Source organism: Rhodococcus jostii NBRC 16295, assembly GCF_001894825.1.
GTDB classification, from domain to species: Bacteria; Actinomycetota; Actinomycetes; order Mycobacteriales; family Mycobacteriaceae; genus Rhodococcus_F; species Rhodococcus_F jostii.
This window is the reverse complement of sequence record NZ_BCWY01000112.1, coordinates 1-23,783: the sequence shown is the minus strand read 5'-3', so window position 1 is coordinate 23,783 and position 23,783 is coordinate 1. Positions and strand designations below refer to the sequence as shown.

Here is a 23,783-nt window from a genome sequence, read left to right as displayed (position 1 = left end):
GGGTCGCGACAGGTGAATCCGCGCGATCCGTAGTCCTCGTCCCGCAGTCCGCGCACGATCGTGGCGCCGGCGGCGACGGCGCGCTCGTGGAGCGCGTCGGGGTCGTCGACGACGAGGTACACCGAGCCCGTCCCGGGCGGCAGGTCGCTGATGACCGAGTCCTCACGGGGCGAGCCGAGCATGATCCCGCCGCCCTTCGGCCAGCCGAGTTCGGCGTGATCGACCCGTTCGTCCTCGCCGTACACCGCCTTCTCGTCGAATCCGAACGCGTCGACGAGGAAGCGGATCGCGGCGCGCGCATCGCGGTAGACGAGGGTGGGCCATACACATGTGGTGTTCGTCGAAGTAGTCATGCCTTCACTCTGCTCCGTCGTCGCGGCCGGGGTCTTGGACGAATGAGAACGGATCGCTCTCGCGCCACCGCGACGGCGCGACTCCGGCCAGGTCGCGCCAGTCCCGCGCCATGTGGGCCTGGTCGTAGTAGCCGCACACCGCCGACACGTCGGCGAGCGTCGCCCCGGCGGCACTCTTCAGCATCCGGTGCGAACGATGGAATCGCGACAGCCGCACCACGTCCTTGGGCGTGACGCCGTATTCCGCCACGAACTTGTTCACCAAATGCCTTCTGCTCCAGCCGACGTCGCGCGCGACGTCGCCGACCCGGGCGCCGCTGCCGGCGACGAGCAGACCCCAGGCCCGGGCGAGATGCGGGTCGATCTCCGCCGGCGCGACACAGCGCGTCAGGACCTCGTCGAGGATCGCGAACCGCTCCTGCCACCCGGATTCGAGGGACAGCCGTTCGGTCAGTTCACCCGCGTCGGGGCCGAGCAGTTCATCGAGTCCGACCACCCACGCGCCGAGCGCTGCGGTGGGCACCCCCAGCAGCGCCCTGGCGCCGAGCGGGCTGAGCGCGAGCTGGACGCCGTGCTGGTTGCCGTCGTGCCGGATCGTCACCGGCGACGTGGCGATGCCGCTGGCCAGCGTGTCGTAGCGACCGGGCGCCTGCTCCGGTTCCGCCTGCGCGGCGATGTCGAGCGGCTCGTCGATCGTCAGGATGACCGTGAGCCAGGGCGACGGCAGACCGAGGTGGATGCCGGGCTCGAACCCGGCCAGCCGATAACCGTCGTACCCGGTCACCAGCGCGCGGAGCGGTGCCGCCGGGCGCCGGAAGGCCCCGGACGACACGGCGGTATCGCTGTCGACCACGCTCACGGAACCAGCCTAGGCAACGGTGCCGACACCGGCCACAGCGTTCACTCACCTACAGTCGGTGCCAGCACACTCGAAGCAGACGGCGAGACGGGAGCCCCGATGGCTGGCAATGGTGGACCGGTGGAGAAGGTACTGGTCTCGGTCCTCGACAACGGAAGTCGCCTCCAGGCTCCCGCAGTGGCCAAATACGTCGAATGGGTCCGGCGCTCGCACCCCGGCGAGTCGCCCGCGCAGATCGTCGAGCGCATGGAGAAGATGTTCCTGCTGGCCGTGACGGGCAGCGGCAGCGCAGTCGGCGCCACGGCCGCCATTCCCGGCGTCGGCACCGTCGCGTCCATCGCGGCGGTGGGCGCCGAATCCGCATTCTTCCTGGAAGCGGCGGCGCTGCTGACCCTGGCCGTCGCGTCGGTGCACGGCATCTCCGCCGCCGATCATCAGCAACGGCGTGCCCTCGTCCTGTCGGTGGCTCTCGGCGAATCCGGCATGGAGATCGTCCAGAAGGCGACCGGCGTGACCGCGAAAAACTGGGCGACCGCGATCACCAGCCGCCTCCCCGGCCCCACGATGAAGGGCATGAACAGCACCCTCGTGCGCAAGTTCATCACCAAGTACGCAGCCCGCCGCAGCGCGCTGATCCTCGGGAAACTCGTGCCCGCCGGCATCGGCGCGGCCATCGGCGGCGCCGGCAACCGGGCGATCGGCAAGGGCGTGATCAAGAACGCGCGCGAGGCGTTCGGGACCGCCCCGGCCCGCTGGCCGGACGAGCTCCGCGCGATCGAGGCGTGACCCGGGACATCCCCAACTAGTGGGCGAAGTGCTGCGCCGTCGTATGCCCGCCGCCCTTCTCGCGGAGTTCGGCGCACACTTCCTCGATCGCCTCCGCGAGGAGGCTTCCGAGGTCGGCACTGAAACCCTCGCGCACGACGATGCGCAACACCGCGACGTCCTCGGCGTCGGCGGGCATGGTGTACGCGGGCACCTGCCACCCCCGCGCCCGCAACTCGTGTGACACGTCGAAGACCGTGAACCCGGGGTCGCCCGCCATTTCGAACGCGACCACCGGAATGTCGGTGCCGTCCGTGATCAGGGTGAAGTACTCGAGCTCCCCGACGCGCTTGCCCACGCGAACGGCGGTGTCGCGCAACGTCTCCATGATCGACTTGTAGCCGGCCCGCCCGAGTCGCAGGAAGTTGTAGTACTGGCCCACCACCTGATTGCCCGGCCGCGAGAAGTTCAGTGTGAACGTCGGCATGTCGCCGCCCAGGTAGTTGACCCGGAACACCAGCCCCTCGGGAAGGTACTCGGGGTCGCGCCACACCACGAATCCGATTCCCGGATACGTCAGCCCGTATTTGTGACCGCTGACATTGATCGACGCCACCCGCGGAACCCGGAAGTCCCACAACAAGTCCGGATACAGGAAGGGAACGACGAAACCACCACTGGCCGCGTCGACGTGGATCGGGACATCGGGACCACCGGACGCGGCGAGGTCGTCGAGCGCATCCGCGATCTCGGCCACCGGTTCGAGTTCCCCGGTATAGGTGGTGCCGACGATGACGACCGCTCCGATGGTGTTCTCGTCCACCGCGTCACGCACCTGCTCGGGTGTGACGACGTAGCGGCCCTTCTCCATCGGCAGGTACTTGGGTTCGACGTCGAAGTACCGGCAGAACTTCTCCCACACCACCTGCACGTTGCTGCCGAGCACCAGATTCGGTCGCGCCGTGTCCTTCCCGGCCGCCTCCCGCTTCGCCCGCCACCGCCACTTGAGGGCGAGACCGCCGAGCATCACGGCCTCACTCGAACCGATCGTCGACACACCGGTGGCGCTGGCCGGGTCGGTGGTCGACAGGTGCGGGGCGTGGAAGAGGTCGGCCACCATCGACACGCACCGCGACTCGATCGCCGCCGTCGCCGGATACTCGTCCTTGTCGATCATGTTCTTGTCGAACGTCTCGGCCATCAGCTTGTCGGCCTCGGGATCCATCCAGGTGGTGACGAACGTCGCCAGGTTCAGCCGCGAACTGCCGTCGAGCATCAACTCGTCGTGGATGAACCGGTACGTGGCCTCCGGATCGGTTTCCTCGTCCGGCAGGCGCAGCGCGGGAAACGGATCGATCGACAGGCGTCCCGTGTAGGCCGGAGCAAGGATGTCGCGATGGTGATGATGGTGGTGCTTGCTCATGTATGTCCCCAATCGATTGGTTTCAGCATGCGCCGTCGCAGACGCCCTGTACGTCAGTTGGTGAATCTCGTCATGGCAGCCCAGTAGGGTCGAAACAGTTCCATTCGATTGTGGCAGGGGAGGACGGGTTGACCACAGCAATCCCGGGAAGTTTCGCGGAGCCGATCGAGGTGCGAGGGCTGTCGAAACGCTTCAAGAACGTCGACGCGGTCTCGGACCTCAGCTTCACCGTTCCGCAGGGATCGATCACCGGATTTCTCGGACCCAACGGGTCGGGCAAGACCACGACACTGCGGATGATCCTCGGTCTGGTCCGGCCGACGGCCGGCGCCGCCACGGTCGCCGGAGTCCCGATTCGCCTCCTGGCCGACCCCGCGCGCACGGTCGGCGCCGTTCTCGACTCCCAGAGCCTGCACCCCAACCGCACCGCCCTCGACCACCTGAAGGTGTACGCGTCCGCGATCCGCGTTCCGGATGCGCGCGCACTGCAGGTGCTCGCGCTCGTCGGGCTCGAGGACGTCGCCGGACGCAAGGCGGGCGGCTTCTCCCTCGGCATGCGCCAGCGGCTGTCGCTGGCGACCGCGCTGCTGGGTGATCCGCGGATCCTGATCCTCGACGAACCGGCCAACGGACTCGACCCCGAAGGCATCGCGTGGCTGCGCGAGTTCCTCAAAGGCTTCGCCGCGTCCGGCCGGACCGTTCTGATCTCGAGCCACATCCTGCGTGAGGTGGAGCAGACCGTCGACAATCTCGTGATCGTCAGCCGCGGTTCCCTCGTCTATCAGGGCCGCATGGAGGAACTGCGCAAGTCGCAGCAGAGCCGGCTGCTGGTGGCGTCCTCGAACCCGCCGGCGCTCGCGACCGCACTGGCCGCCCGGGGCATCGTCGACGCCCGGTCGCTGGCGGACGGGCGCCTCGCCGTCGTCGGCGCGTCCCTCGAGGTCGTGCAGTCCGTCGCCGCAGCAGCCGGGGTCACGATCTTCGGGGCGGTCGGCGACGACATCGACCTCGAGCAGCTGTTCCTGTCGATGACCGCGGGCCAGTACGTGGCCGGAGCGAGCCCCGCCGCGCCGTGGGGCTACGGCCCACCGCAGACGTACGCACTGCCGCCCGGGTACCCACAGCAGGCGGGCTACGGCCCGCCGCCCGGGTACGCCCCGCCGCCGGGATACGGTCCGCCACCCTCACATCCCCAGCACGGTCCGACGTCCGGAGGTCCGCGATGACAGCCCTTCTCACCACGGAATTCCGCAAGGTCACCACGCTGCGGTTCTGGTGGATGCTCGGTCTCGCCCCGTTGGTCGTCGGGATGTTCTCGAGTGCGATCACCCTTCCCGTGATGCGCGCGTTCACCGACGCGTTCGAGGCCGACCCGAGTGATGCCAACCTCGCCGCCACCCTGTTCGGGCTGGCGGTCGCTCTCGCCTTCGTCATCCTCTTCGCCGCTCTGTTCGGGGCGGTGAACGTGGGAACGGAATTCCGCTACAAGACCCTGACCACCACGTTCCTCACCGCGCGTGGCCGGGACGGGGTGATCGGCGCCAAGCTCGGCGTCACCGCAGGCTTCGGTTTCTTCTACTGCCTCGTGGTGGAGGTCGTCAGCGTCGCCCTGCTGCTCACGTTCGGCGGCGGGAGCTTCGCCGTGCGCGGATCCCTGTTCGCCATGCTCGGGGCGGCTCTGATCTGCGCGACGCTGTGGTCGCTGCTCGGCGGCGGCGTGTCGATGCTCACCGGCTCGTCCGTGGGAAGCTGCATCGCCCTCGTGGTCTGGTACACCCTCGGCGAGATGATCCTCCGCTCGATCCTCGGCGGGATCGGCCTCGGCTCCGTCGGCGGCATCCTCCCGATGTCGGCCACCCTCGGGACGGTCGCCAACGCCGCCGCGGGCAACGAGATCGACTGGCTGCCCCTCTGGCCCACCGCTCCCCTCGCCCTGCTCGTGTGGACCGCCGTCTTCGTCGCCGGCGGCTGGGCGCTCACCCGGCAGCGCGACATCACCTGACGCCGGGCACCGACCTGTCGGTGCCCGGCGCTAACGTGGATCCAGTGGTAAGTGAGAGTGCGTCCGGTTCGGTGATCGAACGGGAGCAGACGCTGGAGCAGGATCAGGCACGGCCGGGCTGGATTAGACGGCTGAGCGGTGAATGCTGGGCCCACCGCCGCGTCGCGCTCGGGGCACTCGCCGTGACGGTCGTCGCCGCCGGGATCGACATCTCGTTCCCCCTCCTCACCAAGTACGCGGTCGACGCGGCGGGATCGGGTAGCGCCACGCAGGTGATCGGCACCGCCGCGCTGCTCATCGCACTGCTCGCGTGTGTGCGGTTCGGCTGCCAGTTCGGGCGCCGGATGCTCGCCGGCAAGCTGTCGCTCGACGTCCAGCACGATCTGCGACTCGGCCTGCTGGGCGCCCTCCAACGGCTCGACGGGCGGGGGCAGGATCAGATCCGCACCGGCCAGGTGGTGTCCCGGTCCATCACCGACCTCCAGTTGGTGCAGGGACTGCTCGCCATGGTCCCGCTGTCGGCGGGCGCGCTTCTCCAGTTCGTCCTCGCGCTCGGCATCATGGCCTGGCTGTCGCCGCTGCTCACCGTCGTCGCGCTCGTGATCGTCCCCGCCGTCTGCCTCGTCGTGTACACGATGAGACCGAGACTGTTCGCGGCCACCTGGTCGGCGCAGCAACGGGCGGCCGACCTCGCGCAGCACGTCGAGGAGACCGTCACGGGCGTCCGCGTCGTCAAGGGGTTCGGCCAGGAGCGCCGCGCCGTCGACCAGCTCGAGGATCACAGCCGGACGCTCTACGCCGAACGACTGCGCGCCGCGCGGATCAACTCGCGCTTCGCCCCGACGATGGCGGCACTGCCCCAGCTCGGACTCGTCGGCGTCATCGCGCTCGGCGGCTACCTGGCCCTGCACGGCGCCATCACGATCGGCACGTTCCTCGCGTTCGCCACCTACGTCGCCACGATGACCGGCGTCACCCGCACACTGTCGTCCGTCGTGATCATGGCCCAGCTGTCGCGGGCGGCCGTCGAGCGTGTCTACGAGGTGATCGACGCCGAACCGGAAGTCGCGGACCCGGCGCATCCCATCGCCCTGCCCGGTGGGCCCCTTGGCGTGGACCTCCGCTCGGTCACGTTCGGATTCGAGCCGGACCGGCCCATCCTCCGCGGACTCGACCTCCGCATCGCACCCGGCGAGACGGTCGCGGTGGTCGGGATGGCCGGCTCCGGAAAGACCGCGCTGTCGCTGCTGCTCCCCCGCTTCTACGCCCCGTCGTCGGGCGCCGTGTCCCTCACTTCCGGGGGCGAGTCGTTCGACGTCTCCCAGTTGACCGCCGAGCAGTTGCGAGAGGCCGTCGGCCTCGTGTTCGACGAACCGTTCCTGTTCTCCGACACCATCGCGGCCAACATCGCGCTCGGCCGGCCCGACGCCAGCGCCGAGGAGATCCGGGCCGCGGCCGCCATGGCCGCGGCCGACGAATTCGTGTCCGCGTTGCCGGACGGCTACGACACCGTGGTCGGCGAACGCGGCCTCACCCTCTCCGGCGGGCAGCGGCAGCGGATCGCGCTGGCGCGCGCGCTCCTCACCGATCCGCGGGTGCTGATCCTCGACGACGCGACCTCCGCCGTCGACGCCACCACCGAGGCGTCGATCTTCGAGGCGCTGCGGGCGAACCGGGGGCGGACTGCGCTGATCCTCGCGCATCGCCGCTCCACGTTGTCACTGGCCGACCGCGTCGCGGTTCTCGACGGCGGACGGATCATCGATTCCGGCACGGTGTCCGAACTCGACGAACGGTGCGCCCTCTTCCGCGCGTTGTTCGCCTCCGCCGAGAACTCGGGCCCCATCGACGTGAGCGTTCCCGCACCGGCCGACCCGATGCCGTACCAGCGCATACCGCTCGAATCGGAGCTGTGGCCGGAAGACGACGAGGACTGGGACGTGCCCGCCGGATCCGCCTCGTCCGGTCGCACTCCGGCTCTCGGAGCGGGCGGCGGCCGTGCCGCCGGCGGACCGATGGCGGGCGCGCTGGGCAACGTGGCCGCCACGCCGGAACTCCAGCAGGCCGTCGACGCACTTCCACCCGCCGTCGACAGCCCGGGAATCGAGACCCGGAACCTGCGGCTACCCGAGCCCGACTTCCGGTTGTCGCGGATCCTGCGACCGGTCCGCGCCCTCCTCGTCGCCGTCGTCTTCTGCCTCGCGCTCGATTCGCTGGCCGGGATCGCGTTCCCCTCCATCGTCCGGTACGCGATCGACCACGGCGTCGTCCCCCACGACTCCGCGACCCTGTGGACCGCGGCGGGGGTGGGCGTCCTGCTCGTGGCGGCCGACTGGCTCGTCGTGGCCCTGATGACGGTGATCACCGCCCGCGCGGGAGAGCGGGTCCTGTTCGGATTGCGGGTACGCAGCTATGCCCACCTGCAGCGGCTCGGCCTCGACTACTACGAGCGCGAGCTGTCCGGCCGGATCATGACCCGGATGACCACCGACGTCGACGCGTTGTCGTCGTTCATCCAGACGGGAATGTCGACCGCCGTGGTGAGCGTGCTGACCGTCGTCGGCATCTCCGTCGCCCTCGTCGCCACCGAGGTCACGCTCGCGCTGGTGGCGCTCGCCGTCATCCCGCCGCTCTTCGTCGCGACACTGATCTTCCGCCGGATCTCCTCGGTGGCGTACACCGTCTCGCGCGAGCGGATCTCCCTCGTCAACGCCGACTTCCAGGAGAACATCGCCGGGCTGCGGGCCGCCCAGGCCTACCGGCGCGAGGAGTTCGCCGCCCGCCGGTTCGCCGAACGCGCGGACAGCTACCGGCGCAGCCGGATGCGGTCGCAGCGGGCGATCTCGGTGTACTTCCCGTTCATCGCGTTCCTGTCGGACCTCGCCCTGGCCGCCGTGGTGTTCGTCGGTGCCCGGCAGGTCGCGGGCGGCGACACGACCACCGGAACGCTCGTCGCCTTCGTGCTGTACCTCGGGCTGCTGTTCGGGCCCATCCAGCAGCTGTCCCAGGTGTTCGACGGATACCAGCAGGCCAGTGTGGGTCTGCAACGAATCGGCGACCTGCTCCGCACGCCCAGTTCCATCGAGCGGGCCACCTCCCGCGACGACCTGCGGCCGATCGACGGGCACCTGCGCGGAGAGCTGTGCCTGCGCGACGTCGGGTTCCGGTACCAGGGTGCGGACAGCGACGCCCTGACCGACATCGACCTGCACATCCCCGCGGGCACCACCGTCGCCCTCGTCGGCAAGACCGGCGCCGGCAAGTCGACCATCGTCAAGCTGCTCGCCCGCTTCTACGACCCGACGTCCGGCGCGGTGCTCGTCGACGACGTGGACCTCCGCCGGTACCCGCTCGGCGAGTACCGCGGGCGGCTCGGCGTGGTCCCCCAGGAAGCTCACCTGTTCACCGGGACCGTCGCCACCAACATCGCCTACGGCCGCCCCGACGCGAGCCGCGCGGAGATCGAGGACGCCGCCCGCGCGGTCGGCGCCCTGGGCACCATCGCCGAATTGCGGGGTGGGATGCATCACCCTATCGGCGAGCGCGGGCAGGGGCTGTCGGCGGGTCAGCGGCAGCTGATCGCGCTCGCCCGGGCCGAGCTGGTCGACCCCGACCTGCTGCTGCTCGACGAAGCGACCGCGACGCTCGATCCGGCCACCGAGCAGGTAGTTCTCGAGGCGAGCAGCCGCGTGACACGCACCCGCACGTCGGTGGTCGTGGCCCACCGTCTGGCCACCGCTGCCCGCGCAGATGTGATCCTCGTCATCGACAGGGGGCGGGTGGTCGAGACCGGTTCGCACGCCACTCTGCGCTATGCCGGTGGCCACTATTCGGGACTGTGGGATGCGGCGGAGACCGGGGCGGGGAATAATCGCGGGGCGAGAACCGTCATCGATGGTGACCCCATCGGTTGGCCGTGAGACAGCTCACACGTGCGGGCCTGGCGATCTACACGTCACACGCGAGGGCTAGTCTCATGTATATAGGCGCTCTGATCGGGTACCGAAATAGAAACGAGGCGAACACCTGCCGTGAGCAGCAGCTCTACATCCCAGTTCGGACAGAACCAGTGGTTGGTTGACGAAATGTACCAGCGTTTCCAGGACGATCCGTCGTCCGTGGACGCGAGTTGGCACGAATTCCTGACGGATTACTCTCCCGACGCCGCCGCCAAGGCAGGCGCAGCCAACGGACACGGCACGAACGGCACCACCACCGCCGCACCTGCTGCCGCTCCCCCCGCCAAGACTTCGACCCCTCCGGTTTCCGAGTCCAAGACCGCATCCCAGCCTCAGACCAAGACGGCCAACGGTGCCGCGCCGAAGACCGCACCCAACGGTGCGCCGAAGGCGGCCGCCCCGAAGACCGAGGCCCCCAAGAAGGCCGCACCCGCAAAGGACGTAGCTGCAAAGGACGCCAAGGCGCCCGCTCCCGCTCCGGCCGCCGACGAGTCGAAGGTTCTGCGCGGCGCAGCTGCTGCCGTCGCCAAGAACATGTCGGCCTCGCTGGCCATTCCGACCGCCACCAGCGTTCGCGCCATCCCTGCGAAGCTGATGTTCGACAACCGGATCGTCATCAACAACCACCTCGCCCGTACCCGGGGCGGCAAGATCTCGTTCACGCACCTCCTCGGTTACGCGATCGTGCAGGCGGTCAAGGCGTTCCCGAACATGAACCGGCACTTCGCCGAGATCGACGGCAAGCCCAACGCGGTCACCCCCGCACACACCAACCTCGGCCTGGCCATCGACCTGCCGGGCAAGGACGGCAGCCGGTCCCTCGTCGTCGCCGCGATCAAGAACACCGACACCCACAACTTCACGCAGTTCTACAGCGCGTACGAGGACATCGTCCGGCGTGCGCGTGACGGCAAGCTCACCGCCGAGGACTTCTCGGGTGTCACGATCTCGCTGACCAACCCCGGCGGCATCGGCACCGTGCACTCCGTGCCGCGACTGATGAACGGCCAGGGCGCCATCATCGGTGCCGGCGCGATGGAGTACCCCGCCGAGTTCCAGGGCGCGAGCGACGAACGCCTCGCCGAGATCGGCGTCGGCAAGCTCATGACGCTCACCTCGACGTACGACCACCGCATCATCCAGGGTGCCGAGTCCGGTGACTTCCTCCGGACCATCCACAACCTGCTGATCAGCGACGAGTTCTACGACGAGATCTTCCACGCGCTGCACATCCCCTACGAGCCGGTGCGCTGGCGCAAGGACGTGCCCGAAGGCGCCGTCGACAAGAACACCCGTGTTCTCGAGCTGATCGCCGCGTACCGCAACCGCGGTCACCTGATGGCCGACACGGATCCGCTGCAGTTCGTCAAGGACAAGTTCCGCAGCCACCCGGACCTGGACGTCCGGACACACGACCTGACCCTGTGGGACCTCGACCGTGAGTTCAAGGTCGGCGGCTTCCACGGCCAGGAGAAGATGAAGCTGCGCGACGTGCTCAGCGTGCTGCGCGACGCGTACTGCCGCCACGTCGGTGTCGAGTACACGCACATCCTGGAGCCGGAGCAGCAGCAGTGGCTGCAGGACCGGGTCGAGGCGCACCACGTCAAGCCGACGGTCGCTCAGCAGAAGTACATCCTGAGCAAGCTCAACGCCGCCGAGGCCTTCGAGACGTTCCTGCAGACCAAGTACGTCGGTCAGAAGCGGTTCTCCCTCGAGGGCGCCGAGTCCGTCATCCCGATGATGGACGCCGTCATCGACCAGGCCGCCGAGCACCAGCTCGACGAGGTCGTCATCGGCATGCCGCACCGCGGTCGCCTCAACGTTCTCGCGAACATCGTCGGCAAGCCGTACTCGAAGATCTTCACGGAGTTCGAGGGCAACATGAACCCGGCGGCCGCGCACGGCTCCGGCGACGTGAAGTACCACCTCGGCGCCGAGGGCACGTACATCCAGATGTTCGGCGACAACGACATCACCGTGTCGCTCACGGCCAACCCGTCGCACCTCGAGGCGGTCGACCCGGTCCTCGAGGGCCTGGTTCGCGCCAAGCAGGACATCCTCGACAAGGGCGAGGACGGCTTCACCGTCCTGCCGCTCATGCTGCACGGCGACGCCGCGTTCGCCGGTCAGGGTGTCGTGGCCGAGACGTTGAACCTGGCGCTGCTGCGCGGATACCGCACCGGCGGCACCGTGCACATCGTGGTCAACAACCAGGTCGGTTTCACCACCGCCCCGGAGCACTCGCGTTCGTCCGAGTACTGCACCGACGTCGCGAAGATGATCGGCGCGCCGATCTTCCACGTGAACGGCGACGACCCCGAGGCCTGCGTCTGGGTCGCCCAGCTGGCCGTCGACTTCCGGGAGAAGTTCCAGAAGGACGTCGTCATCGACATGATCTGCTACCGCCGTCGCGGTCACAACGAGGGCGACGACCCGTCGATGACGCAGCCGGCGATGTACGACGTGATCGACACCAAGCGCAGCGTTCGTAAGAGCTACACCGAATCCCTGATCGGCCGCGGCGACATCTCGCTGAAGGAAGCCGAAGACGCACTGCGCGACTACCAGGGACAGCTGGAACGGGTGTTCAACGAGGTTCGCGAGCTCGAGAAGTACACGCCGGAGCCCAGTGAGTCGGTCGAACTCGACCAGGTGCTGCCCACGAAGCTGAAGACGTCCGTGGACCCGTCCGTGCTCGAGCGGATCGGCGACGCGTTCGTCGACGTACCCGACGGCTTCACGGTGCACCCGCGCGTCAAGCCGGTCATCGAGAAGCGCCGCGACATGTCCCGCGAGGGCAAGATCGACTGGGCCTTCGCAGAACTGCTCGCGTTCGGTTCGCTGGTCGACCAGGGCAAGATGGTCCGCCTGTCCGGCCAGGATTCGAAGCGCGGCACGTTCACGCAGCGTCACTCGGTCCTCATCGACCGCAAGTCGGGTGCCGAGTACACCCCGCTGCAGAACCTCGGCAGCGACAACCCGGGCAAGTTCCTGGTGTACGACTCCGCGCTCAGCGAGTTCGCCGCCGTCGGCTTCGAGTACGGCTACTCCGTGGGCAACCCGGACGCGCTCGTGCTGTGGGAGGCGCAGTTCGGTGACTTCGTCAACGGTGCGCAGCCGATCATCGACGAGTTCATATCGTCCGGTGAGGCCAAGTGGGGCCAGCTCTCCGACGTCGTGCTGCTGCTGCCGCACGGCCACGAGGGCCAGGGTCCCGACCACACGTCCGGCCGTATCGAGCGCTTCCTGCAGTTGTGCGCCGAGGGCTCGATGACCGTGGCCGTGCCGTCCACCCCGGCCAGCTACTTCCACCTGCTGCGCCGCCACTCGCTCGACGGAATCCGCCGCCCGCTGGTGGTGTTCACGCCGAAGTCGATGCTGCGCAACAAGGCCGCGGTCTCCGAGGTCGAGGACTTCACCACCGGCAAGTTCCGCTCGGTGTTCGAGGAGCCCACGTACGAGACGGGCGACGGCGAACGCGACAAGGTTCGCCGCGTCCTCCTCGTCAGCGGCAAGCTGTACTGGGAGCTGCTGGCGAAGAAGCAGAAGGACAACCGCGAGGACATCGCGATCGTCCGCATCGAGCAGCTGTACCCGGTTCCGAGCCGCCGTCTCCGCGAGACGCTGGACCGCTACCCGAACGCCACCGAGTTCCGGTGGGTTCAGGAGGAGCCGGCCAACCAGGGTGCGTGGCCGTTCTTCGGTCTCGCTCTGCCCGAGTTGCTGCCCGACAAGCTGTCCGGAATCAAGCGCATCTCGCGTCGTTCGATGTCGGCACCGTCCTCGGGTTCGAGCAAGGTGCACGCTGTCGAGCAGCAGGAGATCATCGATGAAGCCTTCGGCTGAAGAGCGTGTAACAGCCGAAGCCTTCGGCTGAGCGTCTGATTGACTGAGCTGCCACTGAGCCGGGTCGAGTTCACTCCACGGAGTGGATTCGACCCGGCTTCGTGGTATCTGGACCTCCCCGCGGTGGCCGAGCTGCGCGCAGACGGGCTGTGTTTCGAGCAGCCGGTCACGGTGATCGTGGGTGAGAACGGCGTCGGCAAGTCGACTCTGGTGGAGTCGATCGCCGCGGCCTGGCAGGGCGGATTCCGTGGCGCGCAGGACCGGTTGTGGTCGGCGGGGGCCAGCCCGGAGGACGCGGACCTCGGCACTCACCTGACGTGTGTCGGCGCCCGCCCGCGGCCGTACGGCGGGTGTTTTCTGCGTGCCGAGTCGATGCATGCGCTGTTCGGCGCCGCCGACGAGTCACGTCCCCGCGCGGATGATCAATCGTTCAACCAGCTGTCGCACGGCCAGTCGTTCCTTCGGTATGTTGCCGACCGTCCGATCGGCGTGGGGTTGTGGATCCTGGACGAGCCGGAGGCGGCGCTGTCGTTCCAGTCCTGCCTGGCGCTGCTCGGCGTCATCGCGGATCTCGCCGAAGAGGGTTCGCAGGTGATCATGGCGACGCACTCTCCCCTGCTCGCCGCTGCGCCCGGCGCCGAGATCTGGGAACTCACCGACGAGGGCATCGACTACCCCGAGTGGACCGGGCTGGATCTCGTCCGCAATTGGCGATCGTTTCTCGACGGGCCCGACCGCTTCCTGCGGCATCTGTAGCGCGGCCCGGACTACTACCCAGCCTCCGCCCGCGACTTCACCGCCCGGACGGCGAGTGCGGTGGCCGCCAGGAGCCCACCGAGTGCAGCGAGGGTCAGGGCGTCGGGGTGGATCAGCGGCTGACCGCGGAACGCCTGCCAGATGAGCAGCGCGAGCAGGCCGGCATAGGCGAGCGCGACCACTGCCGTCAGGGCCGCGCGGGTTCCCTCACTGCGGAGCCACGGAACCCGTGTCGCGAGGACACCCAGGACGAGGGCGCCGATCAGCATGACCTGCAACCCGTGCAGTCCGACGAAGTGCGGGATGCGGAGGTCGCCGCCGGACGTACTCCAGTTGGTGAGCGGCAGTCCCGGATTCTCGTCGGTGACGCCGACGCTGTGCCGCGCGGCGAGTTCGACGACGCGCCCGCTCGCGTCCGTGGTGGTCTGCCGACCCTGGAATCCCATCAGATACCCGAGTGCCATGCCGGCCACCGCCAGGAGCAGCCCGGCATGGATGGCCCGGGTGAGGGGCCGATCCCCGACGCGCTGGAACAGCAGGATCAGGGCGATCACGAGGTTGGCGACGAACAGTCCGGGGACGCCGGTCATGAACACGTACTGCCCGATCGTGTTGACGGCGTCGTCGGACGTGTTGAAGTGGCTGAACGTTCCGCGGGCGGCCTGCACCGCGATGAATCCGACGTCGACGATGCCGGTGACGGCGAAGACCGTCGCCATCGCCCGCGTCCACCTGCTGCCTCGGTGCGGGAGGGTCAGCATCCAGGCCAGGGTGGCCCCGTAGAGTGCGAAGGAGACCGCAAACTTCAACGGCTTGAGCCACACCGACACCCCGAGCACGGTCCGGTCGTCGACGACGAGTCCGACGGCGCACACCAGGGCGAGGGCGGACATCGCGGCAACCATCACCGCCAGCGGCATCTGGCGGGAGGCGAGAACGCGGGAGCGGACGTCGAGTGCGGTCATGACGAGAACGCTAGGAACGTCGAGCCCTTCCCCACGTCACGCCGGGGACCGAAACCGGGTTCACCCGGGGGTACTAGGGGTCTCCCCGAGTACTAGGGGTGGTCAGGTGGTGGTGGCCGAGAGCAGCGCGGCGGCGATCTCGGGGGCTGCGGCGATGGCGAGCGCGGGGAGAGCCTGGACGTTGAGTTCGATCAGTTCGTCGCGGGTGAGGTGCGGGTCGCGCAGCCAGGTGATGGTGACTTCCTCGACGTAGGCGATCCAGCCGCGGACGGCGAGTTCGACCGCCCGGGTGCGTTCGATTCCGATCGCGGGAAGTTGTTCGAGGGTCCGTTCGGACATGACGGCGCGGGTCTCCTCGAAGACGGCCCGCATGTCGGGGTCGCCGCTCGCCGTTCCCCGCAGGAGCGAGACGTAGGTGCCGCGGTTCTCGCTGACGTAGTCGACGTACGACGCGAGCACCGAGCGCAGGATCTGCATAGGATCCCGCGCTTCCCCGACGTACGGCTCGGGTGCGGTGCGGGCGAGCATCTCGCTGCTGGTGTGCCGCACGATCTCGAGGTGGAAGTCGTGCTTGGTGGCGAAGTAGTGGAACAGCAGGCCACGGGAGACTCCGGCCTGATCTGCGATGTCTTCGACGGAGATCTGTTCGAGGGGTCGCTGCGCCAGCATCTTCGCACCGAGGTCGATCAATTGCGCGCGCCGCTGTTCGGGGCTGAGACGGGTCCGCTTCACAACGTCCATGAGACAAGACTACTGAACGAAGGTCAATAGGCTATTGACTGCCCCTCAATAGCGCCCTATTCTCTACTACATGAGTCTCCCCGTCACAGATACTTACGACCCCACCGCGGGTGTCCGCCACATCGACACGCTGATCATCGGCAGCGGGTTCGCCGGCCTCGGAGCGGCGATCAAGCTGACCCAGGCAGGCAAGACCGACTTCCTCGTGCTCGAACGCGGCACCGAGGTCGGCGGCACCTGGCGAGACAACACCTACCCGGGTGCGGCGTGCGACGTTCCCTCACATCTGTACTCCTACTCGTTCGCCCTGAACCCGGAGTGGACGCGGTCGTTCTCGACGCAGCCCGAGATCCAGAAGTACATCCAGTCGGTGGCCGACAAGTACAAGGTGCGCGACAAGCACCTCTTCGGCTGTGACGTGCAGTCGGCCCACTGGAACGAGGCGACCACTCGGTGGGAGGTCAGCACCACCAAGGGGAACTTCGTCGCGAAGGTCGTGGTCTCCGCGGTCGGCGCGCTGTGCGAGCCGTCCCTTCCCGACATCAAGGGCATCGAAGGCTTCGAGGGCGAGATCTTCCACTCCGCCCGCTGGAACCACGACGCCGACCTGACGGGCAAGCGCGTCGCCGTCATCGGCACCGGCGCCTCGGCCATCCAGATCGTCCCGGCCATCGGCAAGAAGGTGTCGCACCTCGACGTGTACCAGCGCACCGCGCCGTGGATCCTGCCCCGCGCGGACCGCGAGTACACCACGCTCGAGCACACCGCGTTCAAGTACCTTCCCGGCTTCCAGAAGCTGTGCCGCACCGGCATCTACTGGATGCGTGAGAGCCAGGTCGTCGGGCTCGCGAAGGCCCCGATCTTCATGAAGCCGCTGCAGCTCGCGGCCGAGCGCCACCTGCGCCGTCAGATCAAGGACAAGGATCTGCGCAAGAAGGTGACGCCGAACTTCCAGATCGGCTGCAAGCGCATGCTGATCTCGAACAACTACTACCCCACACTCGCGCAGGACAACGTCGACCTGGTCACCGACGGCATCGCCGAGGTCACCGCCAACTCGGTCGTCTCGAAGGACGGCACCGTCCGGGAGGTCGACGCCATCGTGGTCGCCACCGGTTTCCACGTCACCGACTCCCCCACGTTCGAGGGCATCTTCGGCAAGGACGGCCGCTCACTCGCCGAGGTCTTCGACGAGGGCGGGCAGCAGGGCTACAAGGGCGCCGCGATCGCGAACTTCCCCAACATGTTCTTCCTCGTGGGCCCCAACACGGGTCTGGGCCACACCTCGATGGTCTTCATGATCGAGTCGCAGCTCAATTACCTCGTCGACGCCCTGCAGACGCTCGACAAGTACGGCATCGGCAAGATCGAGGTCCGTCAGGACGCTCAGGACCGGTACAACGCCGACCTTCAGGAGAAGCTGTCGCACAGCGTCTGGAACAACGGTGGTTGCGCGAGCTGGTACCTCGACAAGCACGGCAACAACACGACACTGTGGCCGGGCTTCACGTTCCAGTTCCGCAACGAGACCAAGCGTTTCGACCTCGGCGCGTACGACAGCGTGGCCACCGTGGACCTGCCCGCACCGGTACACGTGAACGGCAACGCCGCAGGCTCCACCGCCATCCCGGCACAGATCGACCTCGACGACGACAAGGTGACAGCACAGTGAGCGAGTTCGCAGGCAAGATAGTCGTGATCACCGGCGCCGGTTCCGGCATCGGCAGGGCGCTCGCCCTGAACCTGGCGGGCAAGGGTGCCCGGCTGGCGATCTCGGACATGGACACGGTCGGGCTCGCCGAGACCGCGCGCCAGGTCGAGGCGCTGGGCGCCGAGGTCAAGTCCGATCACCTCGACGTCACCGAGCGGGAGGCGGTGCTCGCGTACGCAGACGCGGTGCGCGCCCACTTCGGCAAGATCAATCAGGTGTACAACAACGCGGGCATCGCCTACCACGGTGAGTTCGAGAAGTCCGAGTTCAAGGACATCGAGAAGATCATGGACGTGGACTTCTGGGGAGTCGTCAACGGCACCAAGGCCTTCCTGCCGCATCTCATCGCGTCGGGCGACGGTCACGTCGTGAATGTCTCGAGCCTCTTCGGTCTGCTGTCCATGCCGGGTCAGAGCGCATACAACTCGGCGAAGTTCGCGGTGCGCGGTTTCACCGAGTCGCTGCGCCAGGAAATGCTGATCGCCAAGCACCCCGTCAAGGTGACGTGCGTGCACCCCGGTGGCATCAAGACGGCCATCGCCCGCAACGCCACCGCCGGGCCGGGCGAAGACCTGGACACGTTCGCGCAGTTCTTCGACCAGAAGCTCGCCCGGACCACTCCGGAGGCGGCCGCCGACACCATCGTGAGCGGTGTCCGCAAGGGCAGGCCGCGGGTGCTGATCGGCGCCGACGCCAAGTTCCTCGACGCCTGGGTGCGGCTCGTCGGGCCGGGCTACCAGCGGGTGGTCGCTGTCATCGCCGGACGAGTTCTTCCCAAGTCGAACTGAGGTACCGATGACCTTCCACCTGCCGCTGCCGGTCGTCGCGACGGCTCTCCGGCCGTTCTACCGGCTCGGCCTCAACGCAAGGCTTCCGTACAAGGTCCAGAGGGCGATCCTCGAACTCGGTGCCCCGTTGCAGCAGATGCCTGCGGGTGCCGTCGTCCATCCGACCGTGCTGGCCGGTCGACCGGCGGAGCGAATCACGGTGGGAGCCACCGAACCCCGGACGGCGGTGCTGTATCTGCACGGTGGGGCGTACACGATCGGTTCTCCCGCGACGCACCGTTCGCTGGCTGCGCATCTCGCGAGGGAATCCGGCAGCGTGGTCTACCCCCTCGACTACCGGTTGGCTCCGGAACATCCGTTCCCGGCCGGACTCGAGGACGCGGTGGCGGCGTACCTCGAGCTGACCACGGAACACGGCTACGAGACAGACCAACTCGCCGTCGCGGGTGATTCGGCGGGCGGTGGCCTCACGATCGCCACCGCACGGCGCCTCATCGACCGGCACGGCGTGACTCCGGCCGCGCTGGCGCTGATCTCGCCGTGGGTCGATCCGGGCCGCCGCGACACCTCCCGGGACCGGGATCTCGTGGTCAACACGGCGTGGTCGACCGACGCGGCCGAGAAGTACCTGGGCAACGGCGACGTGCACGACCCGGGTTACGCACCGCTGCACGGAAATCTGGCGGGGCTGCCGCCCACGCTGATCCATGTCGGGGTGGACGAGGTGCTCTACCCGCAGATCATGGAATTCGTGGCCAAGCTCGAAGAGTCGAAGGTGGACGTCACGCTCACCGAGTACGCCCGCCTCTGGCACGTCGCGCATCTGCAGGCATCGCTGGTTCGTGAGGCCGCGGACGCCGTCGCCGAACTCGGGGCGTTCCTGGGTTCACAGATGGGCGTCGAGCCACACGCGCGCCACGTCGGCTGACCCGGCTCCATCGCGGACCTGGCCGATCATGTCGGCCAGGTCCGCGGTCGTCAGTTCACCAGCCACGACGTTCAACGCCTTCAGCTGAGCTTCGTCGAGCGTTCCGATCCGGAACAGCGGCACTACGTTCTGCGCCGTGAACACGTGCTCGTCGTCCGCCAGCAACACCAGATCCGCGTCTGCCACCTCGGGTGACGCAGTGGTCACTCCGGCCACCTCGACCGCGCCGTCCGGGGATTCCGGGACCGCGAGTGCGCCGACGGCCGCTGCGTCGTCGGCCACCGTCCGGGTCTGTGCGAACGTGCACCCCGACAGGTCGGGAAGGGCGCCGGCATCGAAATTCGGGGCGAGCGCCGCGGTACTCCTGGCGCACACGGGCACGAGGTCGTCCAGGGTGGCGAGATTCAGCTGCCCGGACGCCTGCGACGTCACCGCCAGCGCCGACCGGTCCTCGGCGGCGGCGTAGTCGGAGATCGAAAGCCCCTGCGGCAGAGCCCTGCTCAACGCCTCGAAAACATCATCCTGCTCCGTCTCCGTCGATTCGGGATCGTAGTACCGCAGCAGCCCGCCCGTGAGCTCCGGCACCAGCGTGACGTTCCCGGCATCGAGTTGCCCGAGATACGCGGTCCGGTCACCGAGCCCCTCCTCGGTCGTGACGGATGCCCCCGTCGAACGCAGGGCACCCGCATAGATCTCGGCCAGGATCGAGGTCTCCGCACCGTCACCGGCACCCACCACGATCTCGCCCGTCGCCCGGCCGGACGAACCGTCGAGGGTCGTATCGCCGCCGCCGCACGCAGCCGACGTCGCCGCGAGGAGGAGCAGGGCCGACGCGGTGATCGATGCCCGGGACCACGCTGCCGGGCGCGGTCCGCGCCCGGTCGATTCGTCTGTCCGTGTGTGTGCCACGTCGCGCCTTTCGTTTGCCTCGAGCTGGTCGAAAACCGTGCTCTGTCCGTCCCTATCGTTACACTGGCCAACCGATGGCGCGGACACGCGTCCACCGGTTTCCGTCGGCAGGTCCGGCGCCGGTGACAACGGGAAGGACGCTCATGCGCACCTCGAGAATTCTGTCGGGCTTCACCCGCCGCTCCGTGGGCAGTATTGCTCTCGCGACGGCCGCCGTCGTGTCGCTCGCAGCGTGTGGTGGCGGATCCGATCCCCTGTCCGCGGGCGGCGAGGGATCCGGGGACGACCCCAACACGATCATCGTGGGCTCGGCGAACTTCCCCGAATCCGAGACCGTCGCCAACATCTACACCGAGGTGCTCCGCGCCAACGGGTTCGACGTGACCACGAAGTTCAACATCGGCAGCCGTGAGGCCTACATTCCCGCACTGAAGGACGGCTCGATCGACGTCATCCCCGACTACACGGGAAACCTCCTGCAGTATCTCGATCCGGATTCGACGGCCACGAGCGCCGCCGACGTGGACGCGGCGCTTCCGGCCGCACTCGGTTCCGAGCTGAAGATCACCACCCCGGCCCCGGCCGAGGACAAGGACGCCGTGGTCGTCACCAAGGAGACGGCGCAACGCTGGAACCTGACCTCGATCGGTGATCTCGCGGCGCACTCGGCCGAGGTGAAATTCGGTGCGCCCGCCGAGTTCCAGGAACGTCCCGGTGGCCTGCCGGGCCTGAAGGCCAAGTACGGCCTCGACATCACGCCCGACAACTTCGTTCCGATCGCCGACGGCGGCGGGCCGGCGACGGTCGATGCCCTCGCGTCGGGACAGATCACGGCCGCCGACATCTTCACGACGTCCCCGGCCATCGCGCAGAACGGCTTCGTGGTGCTGGCGGACCCGCAGAACAATTTCGCGGCGCAGAACGTCGTCCCGGTGGTGCGTGCCACCAAGTCCTCCGACAAGCTGACCCGGGCGCTCGACGCGCTGTCGGCCAAGCTCACCACCGAAGAGCTTGTCGCGCTCAATGATTCCGTGTCCGGTGACGCGAAAACCGAACCGGCGGCGGCAGCGAAGCAGTGGGTGACGGACCAGGGGCTCGACAAGCCGGTCTCGTAAGGAGCCTGCGGTGATCACATTCTCGGGAGTCAGCAAGCAATACCCGGACGGCACGACGGCGGTCGACCACCTCGATCTGCAGATCGACGCCGAATCGTTCACGGTTTTCGTCGGGCCGTCCGGGTGCGGCAAGACCACGTCGATGCGGATGATCAACCGGATGATCACCCCCACCGAGGGAACGATCACCGTCGACGGCCGCGACATCGCCCGGACCGACGCGGTGAAGCTTCGCCTCGGCATCGGCTACGTGATCCAGAGCGCAGGACTGCTGCCGCACCGCACGGTGGTCGACAACGTCGCGACCGTGCCGGTGCTGCGCGGCGATTCCCGGCGCACCGCCCGCAAGGCCGCGTTGGCGGTGCTCGAACGGGTGGGTCTCGACCCGGCGCTGGCGTCCCGCTATCCCGGGCAGCTGTCCGGCGGGCAGCAACAGCGTGTCGGGGTCGCGCGGGCGCTGGCCGCCGATCCGCCGATCCTGCTGATGGACGAACCGTTCAGCGCCGTCGATCCCGTTGTCCGCGAAGACCTGCAGGCCGAGATGCAGCGCCTGCAGGCCGAGTTACGCAAGACGATCGTGTTCGTCACCCACGACATCGACGAGGCCGTCAAACTCGGTGACCGGGTGGCGGTCTTCGGGCCGGGCGGCCGGTTGCAGCAGTACGACGCACCCGACACGGTGCTGTCGGCGCCGGCCACCGATTTCGTCGCCTCGTTCGTGGGACGCGACCGCGGTTACCGGGGGTTGTCGTTCCGGACCGCAGATGAAGTTCCGCTGCACACGATCCGGACCGCGACCGAGAAGGAGTTGCCCGGTCTCCGGCTCGAACAAGGCGAATGGGTACTGGTCGTCACCGACGCGGGCCGACCGAGGGGGTGGATCGACGTCACCGGCGTGGAGGGGGCGCGGGCCGGACGCCCGGTCTCCGAATGCACGGCGGCGGGCGGATCGTTGTTCACACCGGGCTCCGACCTGCGGCAGGCTCTGGACGCGGCCATCTCCTCCCCGTCGGGCATCGGGGTGGCCGTCGACGCCGACGGTGCGGTCTCGGGTGGCATCCTCGGCTCCGAGGTGATCGCGAAGCTGGCCGAGCAGCGGGCAGCAGAGGATCGCGCGAGGGGTGAGCACTACTTCACGGCCCAACCGGCGACCCCGGACGGGCCGTGATCCGATGCGGTGGCTCATCGACAATTTCTCGGTCGTCGTCGACCTGACGAAGACCCATCTGTATCTCGCGCTGGTTCCGCTGCTGATCGGGTTGCTCATCGCCGTCCCGGTGGGAACCGCGATCCGGGGAGCGTCCTGGTTGCGGAAGATCACGCTGATCGCCGCCGGTATCGCGTTCACGATCCCGTCGCTGGCACTGTTCGTGACGATCCCCTCCGTCGTCGGATTGCAGATCCTGGATCCGCTCAATGTGGTGATCGCCCTGACGATCTACTCCACCGCCCTGCTCATCCGCGCCGTGCCCGAGGCCCTCGATTCGGTTCCCGCCGATGTCGTCGACTCCGCCACCGCCATGGGTTTCACCCGCCTGAGGCGGGCCCTCACCGTCGAACTGCCCCTCGCGCTCCCCGTGCTCGTCGCGAATGTGCGTGTGGTGGCGGTGACCAACATCTCGCTGGTGTCGGTGGGTTCGCTGATCGGGATCGGCGGTCTCGGCACCCTGTTCACGCAGGGATATCAGCGTGACTACCCGGACCAGATACTTGCGGGCATCATCGCGATCGTCGTGCTGGCCCTCGCATTCGACCTGCTGCTGTTCCTGATCGGCCGGGCGGCGACGCCGTGGACCCGGCAGAAGAAGGTCCGGCGCTCGCCGCTGGTCGCGGGGCAGTCGACCGTCCCCGCCGCTGAGGAGGCTTCATGACCATCTTCGGCGGCGCGTGGGAGTACATCGTCGACCCGGCAAACTGGTCGGGCAGCACCGGAATCGGCGCCCGCATCCTCGAACACCTCTGGTACAGCTTCCTGGCGGTGTCGCTCTCCGCGGTCGTGGCGGTGCCGATCGGTCTGATCATCGGGCATCTACGCAAGGGCGAGGTGGTCGTCGTCGGTCTCGTCAACGCGCTGCGCTCGCTGCCGACGCTGGGTCTGCTGACCTTCCTGGTCCTCCTGCTCGGGCTGGGTCTGATCCCGCCCATCCTGGCCCTGGTGATCCTCGGAATTCCGCCCGTGCTGGCGGGCACGTACGCGGGCGTCGCGAACGTCGACCGGACGGTCGTGGACGCCGCCCGTGCGATGGGCATGACCGAATGGCAGGTCCTCACGCGTGTCGAAGCGCCGAATGCGCTGCCGCTCATGCTCGGCGGGCTACGTAACGCCACCCTGCAGATCATCGCGACCGCAACGGTGGCCGCATACGTCAATCTCGGCGGACTCGGCCGCTACATCTTCGACGGACTGGCCCTGCGCCAGTACGACCGAGTTCTCGTCGGCGCACTTCTGGTGACGATTCTCGCGCTCGTCGTGGACGGTCTACTCGCGCTCGCGGTGTGGGCGTCCGTTCCGGGGACGGGCCGGCTGCGGCGCAACCCGAGTGCCGAGCAGATCACCGGCCGCGCCTGAGGGCGAACACTTTTCGAACACTCGGTGAACGGCAAACACCCCGTCCGCGGAACCTTGGTGCGGGCTCCGGTCCGGGGTGTTCGACGGATTCTCG

19 protein-coding genes are annotated in these 23,783 nt (G+C 68.1%); 13 read left to right on the top strand and 6 right to left on the bottom strand.

Going from position 1 to position 23,783, the window contains the following annotated elements:
* The coding region (locus RJ1_RS39515) for a VOC family protein (RefSeq protein WP_073369065.1) at positions 1-353 on the bottom strand (353 nt) is incomplete at its 3' end.
* 4 nt (positions 354-357) lie between these two features.
* Positions 358-1,212, bottom strand: a complete 855-nt coding sequence (locus tag RJ1_RS39510) for an AraC family transcriptional regulator (RefSeq protein ID WP_073369064.1) — start codon at positions 1,210-1,212, stop codon at positions 358-360.
* Positions 1,213-1,311: 99 nt separating this feature from the next.
* On the opposite strand from RJ1_RS39510, the gene RJ1_RS39505 reads away from it, so the two are divergent.
* Complete coding sequence (locus tag RJ1_RS39505) at positions 1,312-1,998, top strand: hypothetical protein (protein ID WP_073369062.1); 687 nt, start codon at positions 1,312-1,314, stop codon at positions 1,996-1,998.
* Positions 1,999-2,014: 16 nt separating this feature from the next.
* On the opposite strand, the gene gad is transcribed toward RJ1_RS39505, so the two are convergent.
* Positions 2,015-3,400: a glutamate decarboxylase gene (gene gad / locus RJ1_RS39500; protein ID WP_073369060.1), complete on the bottom strand. Its 1,386-nt coding sequence runs from the start codon at positions 3,398-3,400 to the stop codon at positions 2,015-2,017.
* Positions 3,401-3,528: 128 nt separating this feature from the next.
* On the opposite strand from gad, the gene RJ1_RS39495 reads away from it, so the two are divergent.
* From RJ1_RS39495 to RJ1_RS39475, 5 genes are all read left to right on the top strand, one after another.
* Complete coding sequence (locus RJ1_RS39495) at positions 3,529-4,626, top strand: ABC transporter ATP-binding protein (protein ID WP_073369069.1); 1,098 nt, start codon at positions 3,529-3,531, stop codon at positions 4,624-4,626.
* Complete coding sequence (locus RJ1_RS39490) at positions 4,623-5,402, top strand: ABC transporter permease (RefSeq protein ID WP_073369059.1); 780 nt, start codon at positions 4,623-4,625, stop codon at positions 5,400-5,402. The genes RJ1_RS39495 and RJ1_RS39490 overlap by 4 nt, the downstream gene beginning before the upstream one ends.
* Positions 5,403-5,446: 44 nt before the next feature.
* A complete protein-coding gene (locus RJ1_RS39485) occupies positions 5,447-9,322 on the top strand; it encodes an ABC transporter ATP-binding protein (protein WP_073369057.1) in 3,876 nt (1,291 codons plus the stop codon).
* A 111-nt stretch (positions 9,323-9,433) separates the two neighbouring features.
* The gene (locus tag RJ1_RS39480) at positions 9,434-13,207 is read left to right on the top strand and encodes a multifunctional oxoglutarate decarboxylase/oxoglutarate dehydrogenase thiamine pyrophosphate-binding subunit/dihydrolipoyllysine-residue succinyltransferase subunit (RefSeq protein WP_073369055.1); all 3,774 of its coding nucleotides are present in this window, start codon (positions 9,434-9,436) and stop codon (positions 13,205-13,207) included.
* 39 nt (positions 13,208-13,246) lie between these two features.
* Positions 13,247-13,963, top strand: coding sequence for an AAA family ATPase (locus RJ1_RS39475; protein ID WP_073369053.1), 717 nt, complete (start codon positions 13,247-13,249; stop codon positions 13,961-13,963).
* Between the two features lie 14 nt (positions 13,964-13,977).
* Here RJ1_RS39475 and RJ1_RS39470 read toward each other — a convergent pair whose 3' ends face one another.
* On the bottom strand, positions 13,978-14,928 hold the full coding sequence (locus RJ1_RS39470; RefSeq protein WP_240319961.1) for a hypothetical protein: 951 nt from the start codon (positions 14,926-14,928) through the stop codon (positions 13,978-13,980).
* A 102-nt stretch (positions 14,929-15,030) separates the two neighbouring features.
* Complete coding sequence (locus RJ1_RS39465) at positions 15,031-15,669, bottom strand: TetR/AcrR family transcriptional regulator (protein ID WP_073369051.1); 639 nt, start codon at positions 15,667-15,669, stop codon at positions 15,031-15,033.
* A 70-nt stretch (positions 15,670-15,739) separates the two neighbouring features.
* Here RJ1_RS39465 and RJ1_RS39460 point away from each other — a divergent pair, with 70 nt between their 5' ends.
* From RJ1_RS39460 to RJ1_RS39450, 3 genes are read left to right on the top strand one after another with little or no spacing between them, the layout of a single operon-like run.
* A complete protein-coding gene (locus RJ1_RS39460; RefSeq protein ID WP_073369049.1) occupies positions 15,740-17,341 on the top strand; it encodes a flavin-containing monooxygenase in 1,602 nt (533 codons plus the stop codon).
* Positions 17,338-18,168 carry an SDR family NAD(P)-dependent oxidoreductase gene (locus RJ1_RS39455; RefSeq protein ID WP_073369047.1) on the top strand — a complete coding sequence of 277 codons (831 nt, stop codon included), beginning with the start codon at positions 17,338-17,340 and terminating at the stop codon, positions 18,166-18,168. The genes RJ1_RS39460 and RJ1_RS39455 overlap by 4 nt, the downstream gene beginning before the upstream one ends.
* Before the next feature lie 7 nt (positions 18,169-18,175).
* The gene (locus tag RJ1_RS39450) at positions 18,176-19,096 is read left to right on the top strand and encodes an alpha/beta hydrolase (protein WP_073369044.1); all 921 of its coding nucleotides are present in this window, start codon (positions 18,176-18,178) and stop codon (positions 19,094-19,096) included.
* On the opposite strand, the gene RJ1_RS39445 is transcribed toward RJ1_RS39450, so the two are convergent.
* Positions 19,055-20,005, bottom strand: a complete 951-nt coding sequence (locus RJ1_RS39445; protein ID WP_073369042.1) for an ABC transporter substrate-binding protein — start codon at positions 20,003-20,005, stop codon at positions 19,055-19,057. The genes RJ1_RS39450 and RJ1_RS39445 overlap by 42 nt on opposite strands.
* 143 nt (positions 20,006-20,148) lie before the next feature.
* Here RJ1_RS39445 and RJ1_RS39440 point away from each other — a divergent pair, with 143 nt between their 5' ends.
* From RJ1_RS39440 to RJ1_RS39425, 4 genes are read left to right on the top strand one after another with little or no spacing between them, the layout of a single operon-like run.
* Positions 20,149-21,120: an ABC transporter substrate-binding protein gene (locus RJ1_RS39440; RefSeq protein WP_073369040.1), complete on the top strand. Its 972-nt coding sequence runs from the start codon at positions 20,149-20,151 to the stop codon at positions 21,118-21,120.
* Positions 21,121-21,130: 10 nt separating this feature from the next.
* Positions 21,131-22,288 (top strand): ABC transporter ATP-binding protein, encoded by a 1,158-nt coding sequence (locus RJ1_RS39435; protein ID WP_073369038.1) that lies wholly within the window; start codon positions 21,131-21,133, stop codon positions 22,286-22,288.
* 4 nt (positions 22,289-22,292) lie between these two features.
* Positions 22,293-22,991: an ABC transporter permease gene (locus RJ1_RS39430; RefSeq protein ID WP_073369037.1), complete on the top strand. Its 699-nt coding sequence runs from the start codon at positions 22,293-22,295 to the stop codon at positions 22,989-22,991.
* Complete coding sequence (locus RJ1_RS39425; protein WP_073369035.1) at positions 22,988-23,689, top strand: ABC transporter permease; 702 nt, start codon at positions 22,988-22,990, stop codon at positions 23,687-23,689. Before RJ1_RS39430 ends, RJ1_RS39425 begins: the two co-directional genes overlap by 4 nt.
* The last annotated feature ends 94 nt before the right edge of the window (positions 23,690-23,783 follow it).